Consider the following 16084-nt stretch of genomic DNA (forward strand, 5'->3'; position numbering starts at 1 on the left):
CATGTATCAGTATGATCAATACGACCAGGCCATGGTCGATGCCCGCGTCGCCGAATTCCGTGACCAGGTGGAGCGCCGCCTTGCCGGTGACATCACCGAGGACCAGTTCAAGCCGCTGCGCCTGAAGAACGGCCTTTATCTGCAGCTTCACGCCTACATGCTGCGCGTGGCCATTCCCTATGGCACACTGAGCAGCCGCCAGATGCGTATGCTGGGCGATATCGCGGACAAGTATGACCGCGGCTATGGCCACTTCACCACGCGCCAGAACATCCAGTACAACTGGATCAAGTTGCAGGATGCTCCGGATATTCTCGCCGATCTCGCCTCTGTCGAGATGCATGCGATCCAGACCAGCGGCAACTGCATCCGCAACACCACGTCTGATCAGTTCGCGGGCGCTGCGGCTGACGAGCTGGTCGATCCGCGCCCCTATGCGGAACTGCTGCGCCAGTGGTCGACCTTCCATCCGGAGTTCGATTACCTGCCGCGCAAGTTCAAGATCGCGATCATCGGCAGCGAGACCGACCGCGCGGCGATGAAGCTGCACGACATCGGCATCCAGCTGGTGAAGAACGACGCGGGCGAGATCGGCTGCCGGTTCTACGTCGGTGGCGGCATGGGCCGCACGCCGATGATCGCGCCGGTGATCGGCGACTTCATCTCGCCCCTGCAGATGGTGTCTTATGCCGAGGCCTGCCTGCGCGTCTACAACCGCTATGGCCGCCGCGACAACAAGTACAAGGCGCGCATCAAGATCCTCGTCCACGAAATCGGTGCGGACGAATATCGCCGCCAGGTGGAAGAGGAATTTGCCCACATCCTCACGCTAGGGCTGGAACCGCCTGCGGCAGAGCTGGAGCGGATCAAGGGCTTCTTCGAACAGCCCGGCTTTGACAGCGCCGCTTCCGACGATCTGGACCTGTCCGATCCCGATTTCGCGCTGTGGGTGGATCAGAACGTCCACGCCCACAAGCAGCCCGGCTATGCCATCGCCACCATCGCGCTGAAGCCCGTGGGCGGCATCCCTGGTGACGCCAGCGCCGACCAGATCCGCCTGATGGCCGATCTTGCCCGTGACTACAGCTTCGACGAACTGCGCGTCACCCACGCACAGAACATCGTGCTGCCTCACGTGCGCAAGGTTGACCTTTACACCGTGTGGCAGAAGCTGGACGAAGCCGGGCTCGCCAACGCGAACCTTGACCTGATCAGCGACATCATCGCCTGCCCTGGCCTCGATTATTGCAGCCTCGCCAATGCGCGCTCGATCCCGGTGGCGCAGAAGATTTCCGAACGCTTCGCCGATCTTGGCCGGCAGAAGGAACTGGGTGAGCTGAAGCTGAAGATTTCGGGCTGCATCAACGCCTGCGGTCATCACCACGCCGGCCACATCGGCATCCTCGGCGTGGACCGCAAGGGCGTGGAGAACTACCAGCTCCTGCTCGGCGGCAGCGAAGGCGCCGATACGTCGCTCGGCACGATCACCGGTCCAGGCTTCAACGAGGATGGCATCGTCGATGCCATCGAAAAGGCGACCGACGTCTATCTCGCCCAGCGCAGCGAAGGCGAACGCTTCCTCGATACCTATCGCCGCATCGGCATGGCCCCGTTCAAGGAGGCCATCTATGCCAAGGAACCTGCCAATGGTTGAACAGAACCTGCGTTACCGCACCGATGAGCCCGTCGGCGATCCGGCCGTCACCGTCGACGCCTTCGCGGACCAGTCTAACGCCACGGCCGTGCGGATCGAGCCGGGCGACGATGCCCGCGCCCTGCTGCCGCATCTGGACCGCATCGCGCTCGTCGAGGTGAACTTCCCCGCCTATACCGACGGGCGCGGCTATTCGGCGGCGCGCATCCTGCGCGAACACGGCTATGCCGGGGAACTGCGCGCCGTGGGCGATGTCCTGCTCGATCAGCTCAGCCACATGCGACGCTGCGGGTTTGACAGCTTCGCCCCCAACCAGCCGATCAGCGCCGAGGCCGCCGAAAAGGCCTTCGCCACATGGCCCGAAGTCTACCAGAAGACGGTTGACGGTCGGCCCGCCATCTGGGCCAGGCGTCATGGCTGAGGCGACCGGCAAGGTGCATCGCAAGATTGACCTGATCGACACCACGCCGCGGTTTACCGAAACCGACGCGATCAGGCTCAACAACCTGTTCCGCGGCACCGAAACGCTCGACATGCTGCGCTCGGTGATCCGTGACGGGCTCGCGGGTGACCTTGCCGTCGTTTCCAGCTTCGGCGCTGAATCGGCCGTGCTGCTCCACCTCGTGGCGCAGGTTGATCCGTCGGTGCCGGTGCTGTTCTTGGAAACGCACAAGCACTTTGCCGAAACCGTCGCCTATCGCGACGAGCTGATCACGCATCTGGGCATGACCGGGCTGCAGATCATCGAGCCCGATGCGGAAGAACTGGCGAAGAAGGACGAGAACGGCCTGCGCTGGTCGTGGGACCCGGACGGCTGCTGCGAAATCCGCAAGGTGCAGCCGCTGGCGCGCGCGCTGAGCCACTTCGATGCCTCGCTCACCGGGCGGAAGGGCTTCCAGTCGGCCACCCGCGCCGGCCTGCCCCGCTTCGAGATCGACCGCACCGATACGCAGGGCCGCCTGAAGATCAACCCGCTGGCCAGCTGGGACAAGGACACAATCGAGGCCTACATGGTCGAACACGGCCTGCCCCGCCATCCGCTGGTTTCGCAGGGTTACCCCTCGATCGGCTGCGCCCCCTGCACCAGCAAGGTCGCCCCGGGTGAAGACCCGCGCTCGGGCCGCTGGAAGGGCTGGGACAAGACCGAATGCGGCATCCACGTTCCCGGGGCAAAGGATACTGGCGACGGCGATCTGCCGCCGGGCTACGAACCCGTCTTCTGACGGAAGGCTTGCGACCCGTTCTTGCTGTCGGCGGCCAACCGCCGTCGCCTTCCCACCCCGAGGGAACTGGTTTTTGCTGCGTCACCCCGGCCTCGCTGCCGGGGGCGCTTCTGCTCAGTGTTCAGCCGGCACTGAGTATGCAGTTGCGGCCTTGTTCCTTGGCCACATAGAGAGCCTCGTCCGCGGCTTTCAGCGCATCGCGCGGGTTGGCATAGGCGAAGACGTCGGCCACACCGCCGGAAAAGGTGATCTGGCCGATCGGCGTATCGGTCACGCGGTTGACGAAGCGGCGCTGCGAGAAGTTCTCGCGTACCGCGTCCAGCTTCTCGCGCGCCTGGGTCTTGCTCAGCCCCCGGAACAGCATCACGAACTCCTCGCCCCCATGGCGCGCCACATGGCACTTGTCGTCGGTGATGCGGGCCAGCGTTTCAGCCACGGCGCGGATCACGCGGTCACCGGTGTCGTGGCCGTGGGTGTCGTTCACCCGCTTGAAGTGATCGATGTCGCAGATCGCCACACACAGCTGGTCGATCTGCTGCTGCGCCTCGCGCAGGTTCTTCTCGAACAGTGCCTCGAATGCGCGACGGTTGGGCAGGCCCGTAAGGTGGTCGATGTCGGCGTCGCGCTGGGCGCGGGCCAGCCGCTCCTTCAGCTCCTCGGCCTCGGCCTGGCGTGCTTCCATCTCCGCCTCAAGCGTGCGGGTACGCTCCAGCATGGCCTGCGCCAGGGTGACGATACGGGTCACGTCGGCCCCCTCGGCCGCCGCGCTCGCCTCGTTCACGTGCGCCGCCAGTTCGGTGTTGTAGCTCGCCGCCGTGTCGCGCGCGCTGCGGGTCGTGGCGGTGAAGCCATCGATCGAGGTCTGCAACTGCTCGGCCAGCCGCTTTGCACTGCCTGCCGGATCCTCGATCGGCGTCTCGCCGTCCAGCCAATCCTGCGTCACGCCCTCGCCGCTGGCGATGCGATCAATGATCCTGCGCGCCAGCTTCAGGTCCTCGCCCGAAAACGCCGAGTGCGCCACCAGCAGGTTGCGCGCCGTCACCGCAAGCCGGTTGCCGAGCAGGAACGAGGAGATTTCCTCCATCAGTCGCTCGGCGCTCGAATCCGCAGCCACACGCAGGTGTGACGGACGCACGCTGATGGCTACTTCCCCTTCTCCGGCGTCTTCATCGCCTGCGCCAAAGAAGCGCTTCAGGCGTGCCGCGGCACTGGCGTTGGACATGGTTCTTCCCGACCCCTGATTCTGATGTTCGTCCCAATCCCGCCAAAATGGCGCGATGTGGATTTCTCTCTACGCGTCATGGATAATCGAGGGGTTTGCGCCCTATCCGTAAACAGCCGTAATCGCCGTAAAAGTATTGCAAACCGGACCGATCCCCTGATCCGGTAAAGTGGATACTGGATTGCATCGGCAAATGATTGTTCCAGCACGATCTTCAGCTTTGCCGCAGAATCATGAAGGGCGCCCTTCGCGCCGTGCTGGCCGAAAAGCGCCCCTCGATCTGTTAACGGGCGTCAACTGTCCCGCAGATGGAGATGTCCAAAAATTTGATCCGGTTTGGCAATCATCCTGCCGTTATGGATCAGGCGGCGCGACGCAATCCTCCCGTTGGGCTTATGCCATCGTCGCCCAGCCGGAACTGGCTCACCGCCTCTGCCAGCTTGCGCGAGGTGTCGGCCATGCTGCGCGTGGCCGCGGCGCTTTCTTCCACCATCGCGGCGTTCTGCTGGGAGATGCGGTCCATTTCAGAAACCGCGCCGTTCACCTGCGCCGCATTCTGCGCCTGCTCCTCGGTCAGGGTTGCCGCCTGCATCACCGCTGCACTGATGTCTGACACCTTGCCGATGATGGCGTGCAGCACACTGCCAGCGCTCTTCACCAGCTCGGCGCCCTTGTCCACTTGCTGCCTGCTTGAGGACAGCAGCTTCTTGATGTCGTCCGCCGCTTCCGACGATCGCTGCGCCAAGGCGCGCACTTCGTTGGCCACAACGGCAAAGCCGCGTCCCATCTCGCCCACGCGCGCCGCTTCCACCCCGGCATTCAGCGCAAGCAGGTTGGTCTGGAAAGCGATGCCGTCGATGATCTCGGCAATCTGCACGATCTCCTGCGCGCTCTGTTGCGCATCCTCCATCGCACCGATCGCCTCGCCCACCACGGTGCGCCCATGCTGTGCCTCGTTCTGGGTCTCCTGTGCCGAAGTCCGCAGCCCGGTCATCGATTTGGATGTATCGGCCAGCGCCCGGGTCAGCGAATCCATGGCCGTGGCGCACTGCTGCACGCTGTCGGCCTGCCGTTCGGTACGGGTGGCGAGGTTTTCCGATGCCGCGCGGATCTCGCTCGTGCCGGTGGCGATGCTGGTGCTGCTGTCGGCAACGATGCCCAGCGTATGCGCCAGTTGATCGACCGCGGCGTTGAAATCGTCCTCCGCCTGGCGATAGGCTTCGGGCAGGCCATTCATCCGCGTGGTCAGGTCACCCTTGGCCAGCCCTTTCAGCGCGGTGCCCATCTGCCCCAGCACGATCTCGCGCGTGTTCTGCTCGGCCTTTTCGAAATAGGTCGAAAGCGCCAGGTCCATGTCGATCATCGAAGCCTTCACCAGCGCCACGATATCGTCTGCCAGTTGCCGCTGGCGGGGATTGTACTTGCCCACGCCGCGCAGCATCATGTCCTGGATCAGATGCTCCAGGATCAGCGCATATCCGCCGATATACCACTGCGGCGCCAGACCAATGCGGGCGTGCGTCATGCCGATGTGGTTGGCCCGCTCGAAATAGGCGTCGTTCAGACCACCATCGAACAGTTTCACCCAGTGGTCACGCTGTGCCGAGCGCGCATGGCTTATGCGCGCGGATGACGAGAAGAACCCGGCCAGCGCCTTGGTCTGGCCCAGTTTCTCGTAGAACTTGGCCAGCCCCGCATCCACCGAACGTTCGATGACTTTGCCAAGACGACCGAAGCTGCTCTTGTTGCGGTCCATTTCATAGAATGCGATCCGATCCTGCAGACCGTCGGTACGCGCCATGACAATCCCCTTTCTGCTGCGAAAAGCTCGCAACAAGGCGATACCCGGATCGGACTGAATCGGTCCGATATTACCAGTTCCGGGGATACCCTTATGCACCAAAGGGCAAATAATTGAATCTAATAGAAAAACTTTCGTTATAAGGGTATTCTCCGCCCGTTTTGTCACCTTGGCGTTTACCCTTGAAAGCCTCACAGCAAGGGCCCGCAGCGCAAGGAACCCCCGATGACCGATCGCTACCGCAAGGTTCCCTCCGCCCGCCTTTCTCGCCTCGCCGCGTTGGGGCAACTGGCGGGCGGCGTGGCGGGCGGTGTCCTGGCCGAAGGCGCGAGACGGCTGGCGCGGGGTGAACGGCCCCACCTGTCCAACCTTCTGCTCACCCCCGGCAATGTCATGCGCGTGACCGATCAGCTCTCCCGCCTGCGGGGCGCGGCAATGAAGCTGGGGCAGATGATCTCGATGGACGCGGGCGATGTCCTGCCGGCCGAACTCACGCAGATCCTCTCCCGCCTGCGCGATGCCGCGCATTTCATGCCCCCGGCCCAGCTGAACCGCGTATTGGCCGAACAATGGGGGGCAGACTGGCGCCAGCGCTTCGCTCGTTTTGACGCCACCCCGATTGCCGCTGCGTCCATCGGCCAGGTCCACCGCGCCGTGCTGCACGATGGGCGGACCCTCGCCATCAAGGTGCAGTATCCGGGCGTCGCCGCCTCGATCGACGCTGATGTCGACAATGTCGCCACCCTGCTGCGCATCTCCGGCCTGTTGCCTGCTGGGCTCGACGTCGCGCCGCTGCTTGCAGAAGCAAAGCGCCAGCTGGCCGAGGAAACCGATTACCTTCGCGAAGCGGCGCAGATGCGCCACTACGCCACGCTGCTGGCTGATGACCCGCGCTTCCTCGCGCCCAGCCCGGTGGACGATCTCACCCGTGCGCGCGTGCTTGCCATGGATTTCATCCCCGGCCGCCCGATCGATGAACTCGCCAACGTGGCGCAGGACCGGCGGGACCGCGTGACCGGCGCACTGCTTGATCTCGTGCTGCGCGAACTCTTCGTGTTCGGCTATATGCAGACCGATCCCAACTTCGCCAATTATCGCTGGCAGCCCGAAAGCGACCGGCTCGTCCTGCTCGATTTCGGCGCTGCCCGCCCGGTGCCCGCTGCCACCCAGGCCGCCTATCGCCGCCTGATGGCCGCCGGCCTTGCCGAAGACCGCATGGCCCTGCGTGCCGCGCTCGTTGAAGTCGGTTTCGTCTCCCCGCAGCAACTGCAGCGCCACGGCCCCCGTTTCGATGCGATGATAGACGTCCTTATTGGCCATCTGGGCCGCCCCGGACTGTTCGACTTCGCTGACCGCTCCTTCGTCGAACGGATCCGGTCCCTCGCCACGCCCGTGGCCGAAGACCGCGCCAGTTGGCACCTCCCGCCCGCTGATACCCTCTTTGTCCAGCGCAAGGTCAGCGGCACCGCCCTTCTCGCCATCAGGATGAAGACCGGCTTGCCGCTCCGCGAGATGGTCGCCAAAGCCGTGGGCCAGAATGAATTGCCTGAGAGTAGCTCGGCGGTATCGTGCAGCCCGAACGCAGAGATTGCGGTCGCGGCAGGCGACTGACGGAGAGGTGGAAAACCCGAAGCGGCCCGATCGGCCACTTCGGGAACGACACACCCCCGAAAACCGTCTCCGACCGGATCGACCAGAAAGGAGCCCGGTCTTGTCGCCTGCAGAACCACGGCAACCCGAAGCAGGCCCCAGCCTGAAGGGCGACCAAACCGAACCGTGGAAACTGCATCACATGGACAGCAAGCTGCTGGTCGGCTTCCTGTGCATGGCGGCGGGCCTTCTCGGCCTGTTCTGGTTGGGCTACGAAGTTCTCGAAGGCGATACCTTCGCACTCGACAAGGCCATCCTGCGCACGCTCCGCACCGCGCATGACGATGCAATGCCAATCGGCCCCCACTGGCTGCTGCAATCGCTTACCGACATTACAGCGCTCGGCGGCTTCACCGTGCTGACGCTGCTCACCTCCCTTGTCGTCGGCTTCCTGCTCGCCAGCCGGAAGCCGGGAACGGCGCTGTTCGTCGCCCTCGCCATTGCAAGTGGCGCGGTCCTCAGCACCATCCTGAAAGACCTGTTCGTCCGCCAGCGGCCCGAGATCGTGCCCCACCTCGTCCAGGTCAGCTCGACCAGCTTCCCCAGCAGCCACGCGATGAATTCGGCCATGGTCTACCTCACTCTCGCCGCGCTCCTCGCGCGATCGCAGGAGGAAACCAGAGTACGCCTTTACCTCATTTCCGCCGCCATCGCTCTGACGGCCATCGTTGGCATCAGTCGGGTCTACCTCGGCGTCCACTGGCCCAGCGACGTCCTGGCCGGCTGGACATTTGGCGCCATCTGGGCCGCCAGCTGCTCCTTCGCAGCCAAAGCCCTCCAACGTCTCCGCAGGATGGAACCGCCAGGCACAGCTTGAGACAGGCCGTGGGAGGAAGGACTGCACTGGCAAATCGCCGAGACAGCAGTCGCCAATTCAAACCAGCCCTGCTGGAAGCCCCCCCGCCTCTGCATTACCACGAAGGCCGGATTGCAGAGAGTTCATGCGCAAGCCCTGTGGCCACGCCCGTTGATCATTCCACCACGGATCCTTCGTCAGTCGCTGTCAGCAATCTCTAACTCTCTATCAAGGCGGGATCAGCGTTCAACGCTTCAGCAACGGCTTCAGGTAATGCCCCGTAAAGCTGCGGGGGTTCCTGGCGACCTGCTCGGGCGTGCCTTCGGCCACGAGTTCGCCGCCGCGGACGCCGCCTTCGGGGCCCATGTCGAGCAGCCAGTCGGCGGTCTTGATCACGTCGAGGTTGTGTTCGATCACCACCACGGAGTTGCCCTGGTCCACCAGGCGGTGGAGGACTTCGAGCAGTTTGCGCACGTCTTCGAAGTGGAGGCCGGTGGTGGGTTCATCGAGGATATACAGCGTCTGCCCGGTGGAGCGGCGGCTGAGTTCCTTGGCGAGCTTCACGCGCTGCGCCTCACCCCCCGACAGCGTGGTGGCCTGCTGGCCGACCTTGACGTAGCCGAGGCCGACTTCGTTGAGCATGTGCATCCGGTCACGGATCGGCGGGACGGCCTTGAAGAACTCCTCGGCGTCCTCGATCGTCATGTCGAGCACGTCGGCAATGGAGAGGCCCTTGAACTTCACCTCCAGCGTTTCGCGGTTGTAGCGCTTGCCGTTGCATTCCTCGCAGGTGACGTAGACGTCGGGCAGGAAGTGCATCTCGATCTTGATCAGGCCATCGCCCTGGCACTTTTCGCAGCGGCCGCCCTTCACGTTGAAGCTGAAGCGGCCGGCCTTGTAGCCGCGCGCTTCGGATTCCGGGAGCCCGGCGAACCAGTCACGGATCAGGGTGAAGGCGCCGGTGTAGGTGGCCGGGTTCGATCGCGGGGTGCGGCCGATGGGCGACTGGTCGATCTCGATCACCTTGTCGCAGTGTTCCAGCCCGGTGATGCGATCGTGCGGCCCGGCGATGACGCGCGCGCCATTGAGCGTGCGCGCGGCGCCGGCGTGGAGCGTATCGATGGTGAAGGACGACTTGCCCGAACCGGACACGCCGGTGACGCAGGTGAAGGTGCCGAGCGGGATCGACGCGGTGACGTTCTTCAGGTTGTTGGCCCGCGCGCCTTCCACCGTGAGCATGAGGCCGTTGCCCTTGCGGCGCATCTTCGGCACCTCGATCCTGCGTGCGCCGGTGAGGTATTGGCCGGTAAGGCTGTCCGGATTGTCGAGAATATCCTGCAGCTTGCCCTGTGCGACGATCTCGCCACCGTGGACGCCCGCGCCGGGGCCGAGATCGACCACATGGTCGGCAGTGCGGATGGCGTCCTCGTCATGCTCGACCACGATCACGGTGTTGCCAAGATCGCGCAGCCTTTTCAGGGTTTCGAGCAGGCGATCGTTGTCACGCTGGTGCAGGCCGATCGAAGGTTCATCGAGCACATAGAGCACGCCGGAAAGGCCGGAGCCGATCTGGCTGGCGAGGCGGATGCGCTGGCTCTCCCCGCCCGAGAGCGTGCCCGAGGTGCGATCGAGATTGAGGTAATCGAGCCCGACGTTGTTGAGGAAGCCGAGGCGCTCGTTGATCTCCTTCAGGATGGCCTTGGCGATCTGGCTTTGCTGCGCGGTAAGCTGTTGATCGAGGCCGAGGAACCAATCCACCGCGGCGGCCACGGAGAGGCGGGTGACGCTGGAGATGTCGTTGCCGGCGACCTTGACGCTCAGCGCCTCGGGCTTGAGCCGCGCGCCGTGGCAGGTCTCGCAGGGCTGCGCGGTCTGGTACTTGCCCAGCTCCTCGCGCATCCAGGCAGATTCGGTCTGCAGCATGCGGCGGTTGAGGTTGCCGATCACGCCCTCGAACGCCTTGCTGACGGTGTAGGACTTGCGCCCGTCGACGAAGGTGAGCGGCACCGCCTTGCCCGCGGTGCCATAGAGGATGACGACCTTGACCTCTGCCGGCAGCGCATCCCACGGCGTTTCCAGGCTGAAACCGAAATGCCCGGCCAGGCTGGAGAGCACCTGCATGTAATAGGGCGACGGCGGATTGCTCTTGGCCCAGGGCACGATGGCCCCCTGCTTCAGGCTGAGGTGTTCGTTGGGCACCACCAGTTGCGGATCGAACAGCAGCTTTTCCCCCAGCCCGTCGCACGCCGGGCAGGCGCCCTGCGGCGCGTTGAACGAGAACAGGCGCGGTTCGAGCGCATCGATGGTGAAGCCGCTCACGGGACAGGCGAACTTTTCGGAAAAGACGATGCGGTTAGGCGGCAGGCCGGTCTTCTTCATGCCGGACTTGCTCCCCTCCCGCTTGCGGGAGGGGTCGGGGGAGGGTGTGTTGCCGCCCGCTTCGTTCAACATGCCCTCCCCTAACCCCTCCCGCAGGCGGGAGGGGGACTGGGCGAGCGCCTCGAGCGTGGTGTCGGCCAGGTCGATATAGGCCAGCCCTTCGGCCAGCTTGAGCGCCTGTTCGAAGCTGTCGGCAAGGCGCGTCTGGATGCCGTCTTTCACCGCGATGCGGTCAACGACGACCTCGATGTCGTGCTTCAGCTTCTTGTCGAGCGCGGGGGCGTCCTCGATAGCCATCAACTCGCCATTGATGCGCACGCGGGTGTAGCCGGCCTTCTGCCATTCGGCCAGTTCGCGCCGGTATTCACCCTTGCGCCCGCGCACCACCGGGGCGAGCAGGTAGGCACGCGTGCCTTCGGGCAGGGCCATGACGCGATCGACCATTTGGCTGACCGTCTGCGCCGCGATCGGCTCACCCGTGGCGGGCGAATAGGGCACGCCGACCCGCGCCCACAGCAGGCGCATGTAGTCATAGATCTCGGTCACCGTGGCGACGGTGGAGCGCGGATTGCGGCTGGTGGTCTTCTGTTCGATCGAGATGGCGGGGCTGAGGCCGTCGATATGCTCGACATCGGGCTTCTGCATCATCTCGAGGAACTGGCGCGCATAGGCGCTCAAGGATTCCACGTAGCGCCGCTGCCCTTCGGCATAGATCGTATCGAAAGCGAGGCTGGATTTGCCCGAGCCGGACAGGCCGGTGATGACGATCAGGCTGTCACGCGGGAGATCGACATCGATCCCCTTGAGGTTGTGTTCACGAGCGCCACGGACGGAGATTTGGGAAAGCGACATGCGTGGCGTGTTCCAGATTTGTTCGATTCTGGCAAGATTGCCGGACAGGGATAGGGAGACGCCCCGAGGACGCGCCGCAGAGGTGGGGGCGCGGGGGCGGGATGGCAAGGTGGCGGGTGGGGCAAGGGGTGGGTTCGTAGGGCTCGATCAAGAAGCCGTTCAGGCCTCGACACCAAGTATGGCAAGTATTGGTCGTCACCTGCCCCACGATTGAACCGGGCAAGATATTAGGCAAAATCCCTTAGTTGGCGCTTGCAGAATGGCCTGCTGGCAACCATGCTTCCATGAAACTTTCCGAGAGCGGACAGACATGCAGGGCTGGTACAAGGTTGCCTACACGTTCTCCAAGGTCGAGTACGCCGGTCCGAGGGATCAGAACCCGATTGACGGACGGATCGTTTCCTACGTTTCCGCCTTCAACTCCCAGAATGCTGGAGTGCCAGGCTTTCATGATGTTGGCGAAAAGCTGATCACGTCCCGAGGAAATTTCCATAGTTCGTCGAAGTTTGGCGAAGAGGATTTTTACAACGATGGATACTGGCCTTTTGCCGGAGTGTATAGAAAAGGCGAATGGGTTGAGGGCTCAACGTATCCACGGATCATAGAAACTTCGACAGTATATGTCCTGATGACTGCCAAGGTAGTCGATGTCGTGACAGTTGAGGGCTTCACCCCGACCAATACCACCGGAACGATAAGCGCCACGGAATCAAGCAATCTGAATCCGGGTGACGGTTATGTAACCAGCACGATTTCACATGTCGCAAGCGAGTGGCTCTATGGCCCTGTTTCCATCACCGACGCTGACGGCAACGGCTACGACGACAATGGCGAGTTTGACAAACGGCGGGCGAGCCGGCCTGCCCTGTTCGACGATGTCGCCAATTCGCGCAATCTGAACACGCTGGACCCGGCGAGGTTTTCGGGCAGCGCGTTGAATGCCATGGCGGGCAACGACACCGTGGTACTGCCGGATTCCGGGGGCAAGGCGCTGGCGTGGGGCATCAATGGCGTGTTTTCTGCCGGCAGTGGCGAAGATGTCATCACGCTCGGTGCGTTTCCAGGCACCGTCTATGGCAACGAGGATCGCGATATCCTGCGTGGCGGGAACGCAGAAAGCACGCTGGATGGCGGGGCTGGCAACGATGACCTTTATGGCAGCTTCCGGGGCGACGACGGACTGAAGGACCTGCTGTTCGGCGGTGCAGGCGCCGACCGTTTCTTCATCGGCAACGGTGACGAGGTGCTTGACCTTGAAGTGGGTGAGCCGATCATCATGCGCAATGCCGGGGACCTGAAGGTGGTGAAGGTAGACCGCCAGGCCGGCCCTGGCGGAGATTTCGCCTATACTGTCAGCGGTTTCGTGGATGAAGGTGGCAAGCTGGTGGAGCGCTACACCGCCAAGCTAGTCTCGTCCGGGGAACTCAGCTTCGACAGCTTCCGCGAGGGCAGTGGGTACAGGATAGTTGCCAAGCAGTGGACCCCAACCCGGCCGGAATTGCCCGACCTGCCCTCATTCACGAGGGCTGAAAACATCAGCCCAATCTATGGAGACTTGATTCAATCATTCTTCGCTCTGAATAGCCTAAGCGATCTTGAGAAGGTTCTGGCGAAGTTTGGCAGCAATCTGGAAAACAAGGGCCTTCTTTATCTTGACCAGGATCTCAGACAATTTGCCAAGGTTTTCAGCCGTTACGGCAAGATCATCGACATCGTCCAGAGGTCAGCTGAAATCCTGGCCTCGCCCAACCCGAAGCTGGCATACTTTGTCGAGATCGTCGATTATCTGGCTGGAGCGGCCATACTTGAAGGCGGCGCCTTGGCCGGTGCGCTTGCCGGTTCCGTTTTGCCAGGCCCTGGCACGATCGTAGGGTTGGCCGTTGGAGGAATTGGCTCAACCATCCTGTACAACCGGTACCTTTCGAGCGAAGTGAAAGAGATTGCGACGGAGTTCTATCTCGCCACATTCGGGACAATCGACAAGCAGGGGATCATCGACACGCCAGGAGCAGATGGCGTGTTCCGCGGTACGGCAGCAGACGAGATATTTGCCGGCACCCCGAAAAGCGACGTGTTCCTGTCGTCGGACGGCACGAACTACTATGTCGGCGGGCGCGGCGCAGGCAACGAGGTAGATTACAGAAATGCGCCCGGATCCGTTACGGCGGACCTGGCCGAGAAGGCGGGCTCCTATGCCGTGGCGGGAAGCAACGGTGCCGGACCGTCAAGCGCCAACGACAAGTATGCCGACATCCAGTATCTTTCCGGTTCGCAACACGGGGACGTTCTGTCAGGCGATGGCCGGACGAACGTCATCAAGGGACGGGGCGGAAACGACAAGCTTTATGGCCGGGAAGGTGACGATGTCATCCACGGCAACGCCGGGCGGGACACGATGTGGGGCGGCGCAGGCACCGACCGGTTTGTTTTTGGAACCGGAGACACATCGTTCGATCGCGCAGGGGCAGACCGCATTGCCGATTTCAGGCCGACGGACCGCGATATCATCGATCTTTCAGCGATCGATGCCGACACCGGACAGACGGGCAACCAGGCCTTCAGCTTCATCGGCACAGCCGCGTTCGGCAAGGTGGCCGGGCAATTGCGCGCGACATTTGCTGGGGGAAACACGTTTGTTGAGGGCGACAGCAATGGCGACGGGCTGGCAGACCTGACCATCCGCATCGATGGCGAGATCGGGATGTCAGTGGTGGACTTCGTGCTTTGACCTGGAGCCGCAAAAGGATGTCGGTTGCGTACAAGATTTGCATCCGTGGTTGTGGTAAACGAATGGTAGTGATTCCCGCTTGTTGGAGCAGGTCTGGTGGTGTTGGTGCGTGATGATGCGGTGAAGGTGGAGGCGCGGGAGCCGAGTGTTTTCTGCGTGGGGCCGGACTGCGTGGTGGCGCGGCGGGAGCCGGTGGCGGTGCCGTTGACGGCGCGGGACCATTTTGCCGAGCACTTTGCCGGGGACTTTGCCCATGCGCTGGAAGAGGCGCGGCACGAGGATGCTGGCGCCGGGCGGAAGTGAGCGGGTTTCGCGACCGGATTTAGCGGGACCAGATTGGTTCGCGCAGAGACGCGGAGGCGCGGAGATTCAAGAGAAGGATTTGGTTTCGCGCCGAGACGCGAAGGCGTGAAGGGGTTGTGCTGGGGGCTTGGCTGGCTCCTGTTTTTCGACGGGTTCGGGATCAGCGGTCAGGTTGGATGGTGATTTGACCGGAGGGGCGGTTGTTGGGGTTCCCCCTCCACCGCCCTTCAAGCGGTCCTCCTCCCCTTTCGGGGGAGGATTTGGGAATGGGGACTTCGCGTCTTTGCGTCTTTTCGCGAAGCTCTTCTCTTCTCTTCTCTGCGCGCATTTCTTCCCTTGCTCGGCGTTCTCTGCGGGCTCTGCGCGAAACATATTGCATTGTGTTGGCGGAGGGCCCCCACCCCTCGATCCCCTCCCCTATCCTTCGACGGGCTCAGGATGAGCGGGAGAGGAACGGGTTTGGCCGGTGGGTGCCCCTCCACCATCCCGCGGATGGTCCCCCTCCCCGTGCCGGGGAGGAACTAGGCGCGTTCGGCTGAGGGGCGGTGGCCGGTCTGGCGCTGGTAGAAGCGGGAGAAGTAGGAGGGGTCTTCGAAGCCGAGTTCGGCGGCGACCTGTTGGGCGCTGGCGCCGGTGTAGCGCAGGAGGCGGCGCGCTTCGAGAACGAGGCGGCTGTGGACCACGTCAAGCGGGGTGCAGCCCAGCCGTGCGGCGGTGAGGCGCGAGAGGGTGCGGCGGGTGAGGCCGAGCGCCTCTGCATAGAAATCGAGATCGCGGTGCTGGCGGTAATGCACCTCAACCAACTGGCGGAAGCGTTCGAGGCGCTGGTCGGCAACCGGGGCAGATGCGGCAGGCACGGCATGCTGCGCCACGACGCGGACCAGGGTTTCGGCAAGCGACAGGAACAGCGGGTCGGCACTGCGCCATTCGCCCTGAAGCGCGAGCATCTCGGTCGCAAGCCATGCCACGCGGCGGGCGGCAGTGGCATCGAGCGGGAGCGGGCCGCCCGTGGCAAGCGCGGCAGCGAGTGGATCATGGGGAGCGGCTGCGCGCTGGGCGAAGTCTGCCGAGAGGGTGAGGACCCAGCCGTGGGTGCCCTGGCGGAAGCGGAAGCCGTGAACGGTACCGGCGGGCACGATCACGCCGCAAGGCCCTTCATGCGCGTGTTCGACGCCATCGAAGGCGATCATGGCGTGTCCCGCGCGCACCAGCAGCACCTGCACGAAATCAGCATGTCGGTGCGGCTTTATCTCCCAGTCATGCAGCGCGCTGCGGCTGGCGATGGTTTCTATATGCGCGAAACCGGAGGATTGCGACGCCGCCTGTTCACCATAGAGCGCATAGAAGGGAATGGCGGGAGCATTCATGGGGCGTGTCCCGATAGTGCCAGAGAATGTCAGGGGGATGCATTCCCCTGCCCGGCCCGCCCTGTCAAGACGAGGAATATCGAGAGGCACGCGCACCAGACAGGCGCGG

Annotated in this window: 11 protein-coding genes; 7 read left to right on the forward strand and 4 right to left on the reverse strand. The window is 63.5% G+C overall.

Going from position 1 to position 16084, the window contains the following annotated elements:
• The first annotated feature begins 1 nt into the window (after position 1).
• Genes POM99_RS04230 through POM99_RS04240 form a run of 3 tightly spaced genes read left to right on the forward strand, consistent with a single transcriptional unit; the run spans position 2 to position 2877 of the window.
• Positions 2-1654, forward strand: a complete 1653-nt coding sequence (locus POM99_RS04230) for a nitrite/sulfite reductase (protein WP_277275557.1) — start codon at positions 2-4, stop codon at positions 1652-1654.
• Positions 1647-2075, forward strand: coding sequence for a DUF934 domain-containing protein (locus POM99_RS04235; RefSeq protein WP_277275558.1), 429 nt, complete (start codon positions 1647-1649; stop codon positions 2073-2075). The genes POM99_RS04230 and POM99_RS04235 overlap by 8 nt, the downstream gene beginning before the upstream one ends.
• Positions 2068-2877 carry a phosphoadenylyl-sulfate reductase gene (locus tag POM99_RS04240; RefSeq protein WP_277275559.1) on the forward strand — a complete coding sequence of 270 codons (810 nt, stop codon included), beginning with the start codon at positions 2068-2070 and terminating at the stop codon, positions 2875-2877. Before POM99_RS04235 ends, POM99_RS04240 begins: the two co-directional genes overlap by 8 nt.
• Positions 2878-2998: 121 nt before the next feature.
• Here POM99_RS04240 and POM99_RS04245 read toward each other — a convergent pair whose 3' ends face one another.
• Together POM99_RS04245 and POM99_RS04250 are read right to left on the reverse strand one after the other, a co-directional pair.
• On the reverse strand, positions 2999-4099 hold the full coding sequence (locus POM99_RS04245; RefSeq protein ID WP_277275560.1) for a GGDEF domain-containing protein: 1101 nt from the start codon (positions 4097-4099) through the stop codon (positions 2999-3001).
• A gap of 361 nt (positions 4100-4460) precedes the next feature.
• Entirely contained in the window at positions 4461-5900 is a 1440-nt protein-coding gene (locus POM99_RS04250) for a methyl-accepting chemotaxis protein (protein ID WP_277275561.1), read from the reverse strand.
• Between the two features lie 225 nt (positions 5901-6125).
• Between POM99_RS04250 and POM99_RS04255 the strand changes: the two genes are divergently transcribed.
• Together POM99_RS04255 and POM99_RS04260 are read left to right on the forward strand one after the other, a co-directional pair.
• A complete protein-coding gene (locus POM99_RS04255) occupies positions 6126-7511 on the forward strand; it encodes an ABC1 kinase family protein (RefSeq protein ID WP_277275562.1) in 1386 nt (461 codons plus the stop codon).
• A gap of 181 nt (positions 7512-7692) precedes the next feature.
• A complete protein-coding gene (locus POM99_RS04260; RefSeq protein ID WP_277275563.1) occupies positions 7693-8367 on the forward strand; it encodes a phosphatase PAP2 family protein in 675 nt (224 codons plus the stop codon).
• Positions 8368-8592: 225 nt separating this feature from the next.
• Here POM99_RS04260 and uvrA read toward each other — a convergent pair whose 3' ends face one another.
• Positions 8593-11577 (reverse strand): excinuclease ABC subunit UvrA, encoded by a 2985-nt coding sequence (uvrA, locus tag POM99_RS04265; protein ID WP_277275564.1) that lies wholly within the window; start codon positions 11575-11577, stop codon positions 8593-8595.
• A 310-nt stretch (positions 11578-11887) separates the two neighbouring features.
• On the opposite strand from uvrA, the gene POM99_RS04270 reads away from it, so the two are divergent.
• Both POM99_RS04270 and POM99_RS04275 read left to right on the forward strand, forming a co-directional pair.
• Positions 11888-14305 carry a calcium-binding protein gene (locus POM99_RS04270; RefSeq protein ID WP_277275565.1) on the forward strand — a complete coding sequence of 806 codons (2418 nt, stop codon included), beginning with the start codon at positions 11888-11890 and terminating at the stop codon, positions 14303-14305.
• Positions 14306-14401: 96 nt separating this feature from the next.
• Complete coding sequence (locus POM99_RS04275) at positions 14402-14608, forward strand: hypothetical protein (RefSeq protein WP_277275566.1); 207 nt, start codon at positions 14402-14404, stop codon at positions 14606-14608.
• A gap of 521 nt (positions 14609-15129) precedes the next feature.
• On the opposite strand, the gene POM99_RS04280 is transcribed toward POM99_RS04275, so the two are convergent.
• Entirely contained in the window at positions 15130-15975 is an 846-nt protein-coding gene (locus POM99_RS04280) for a helix-turn-helix domain-containing protein (RefSeq protein ID WP_277275567.1), read from the reverse strand.
• Between the last annotated feature and the right edge of the window lie 109 nt (positions 15976-16084).

Origin of the sequence: Novosphingobium cyanobacteriorum, assembly GCF_029436685.1 — a bacterium.
Lineage (GTDB): Bacteria > Pseudomonadota > Alphaproteobacteria > Sphingomonadales > Sphingomonadaceae > Novosphingobium > Novosphingobium cyanobacteriorum.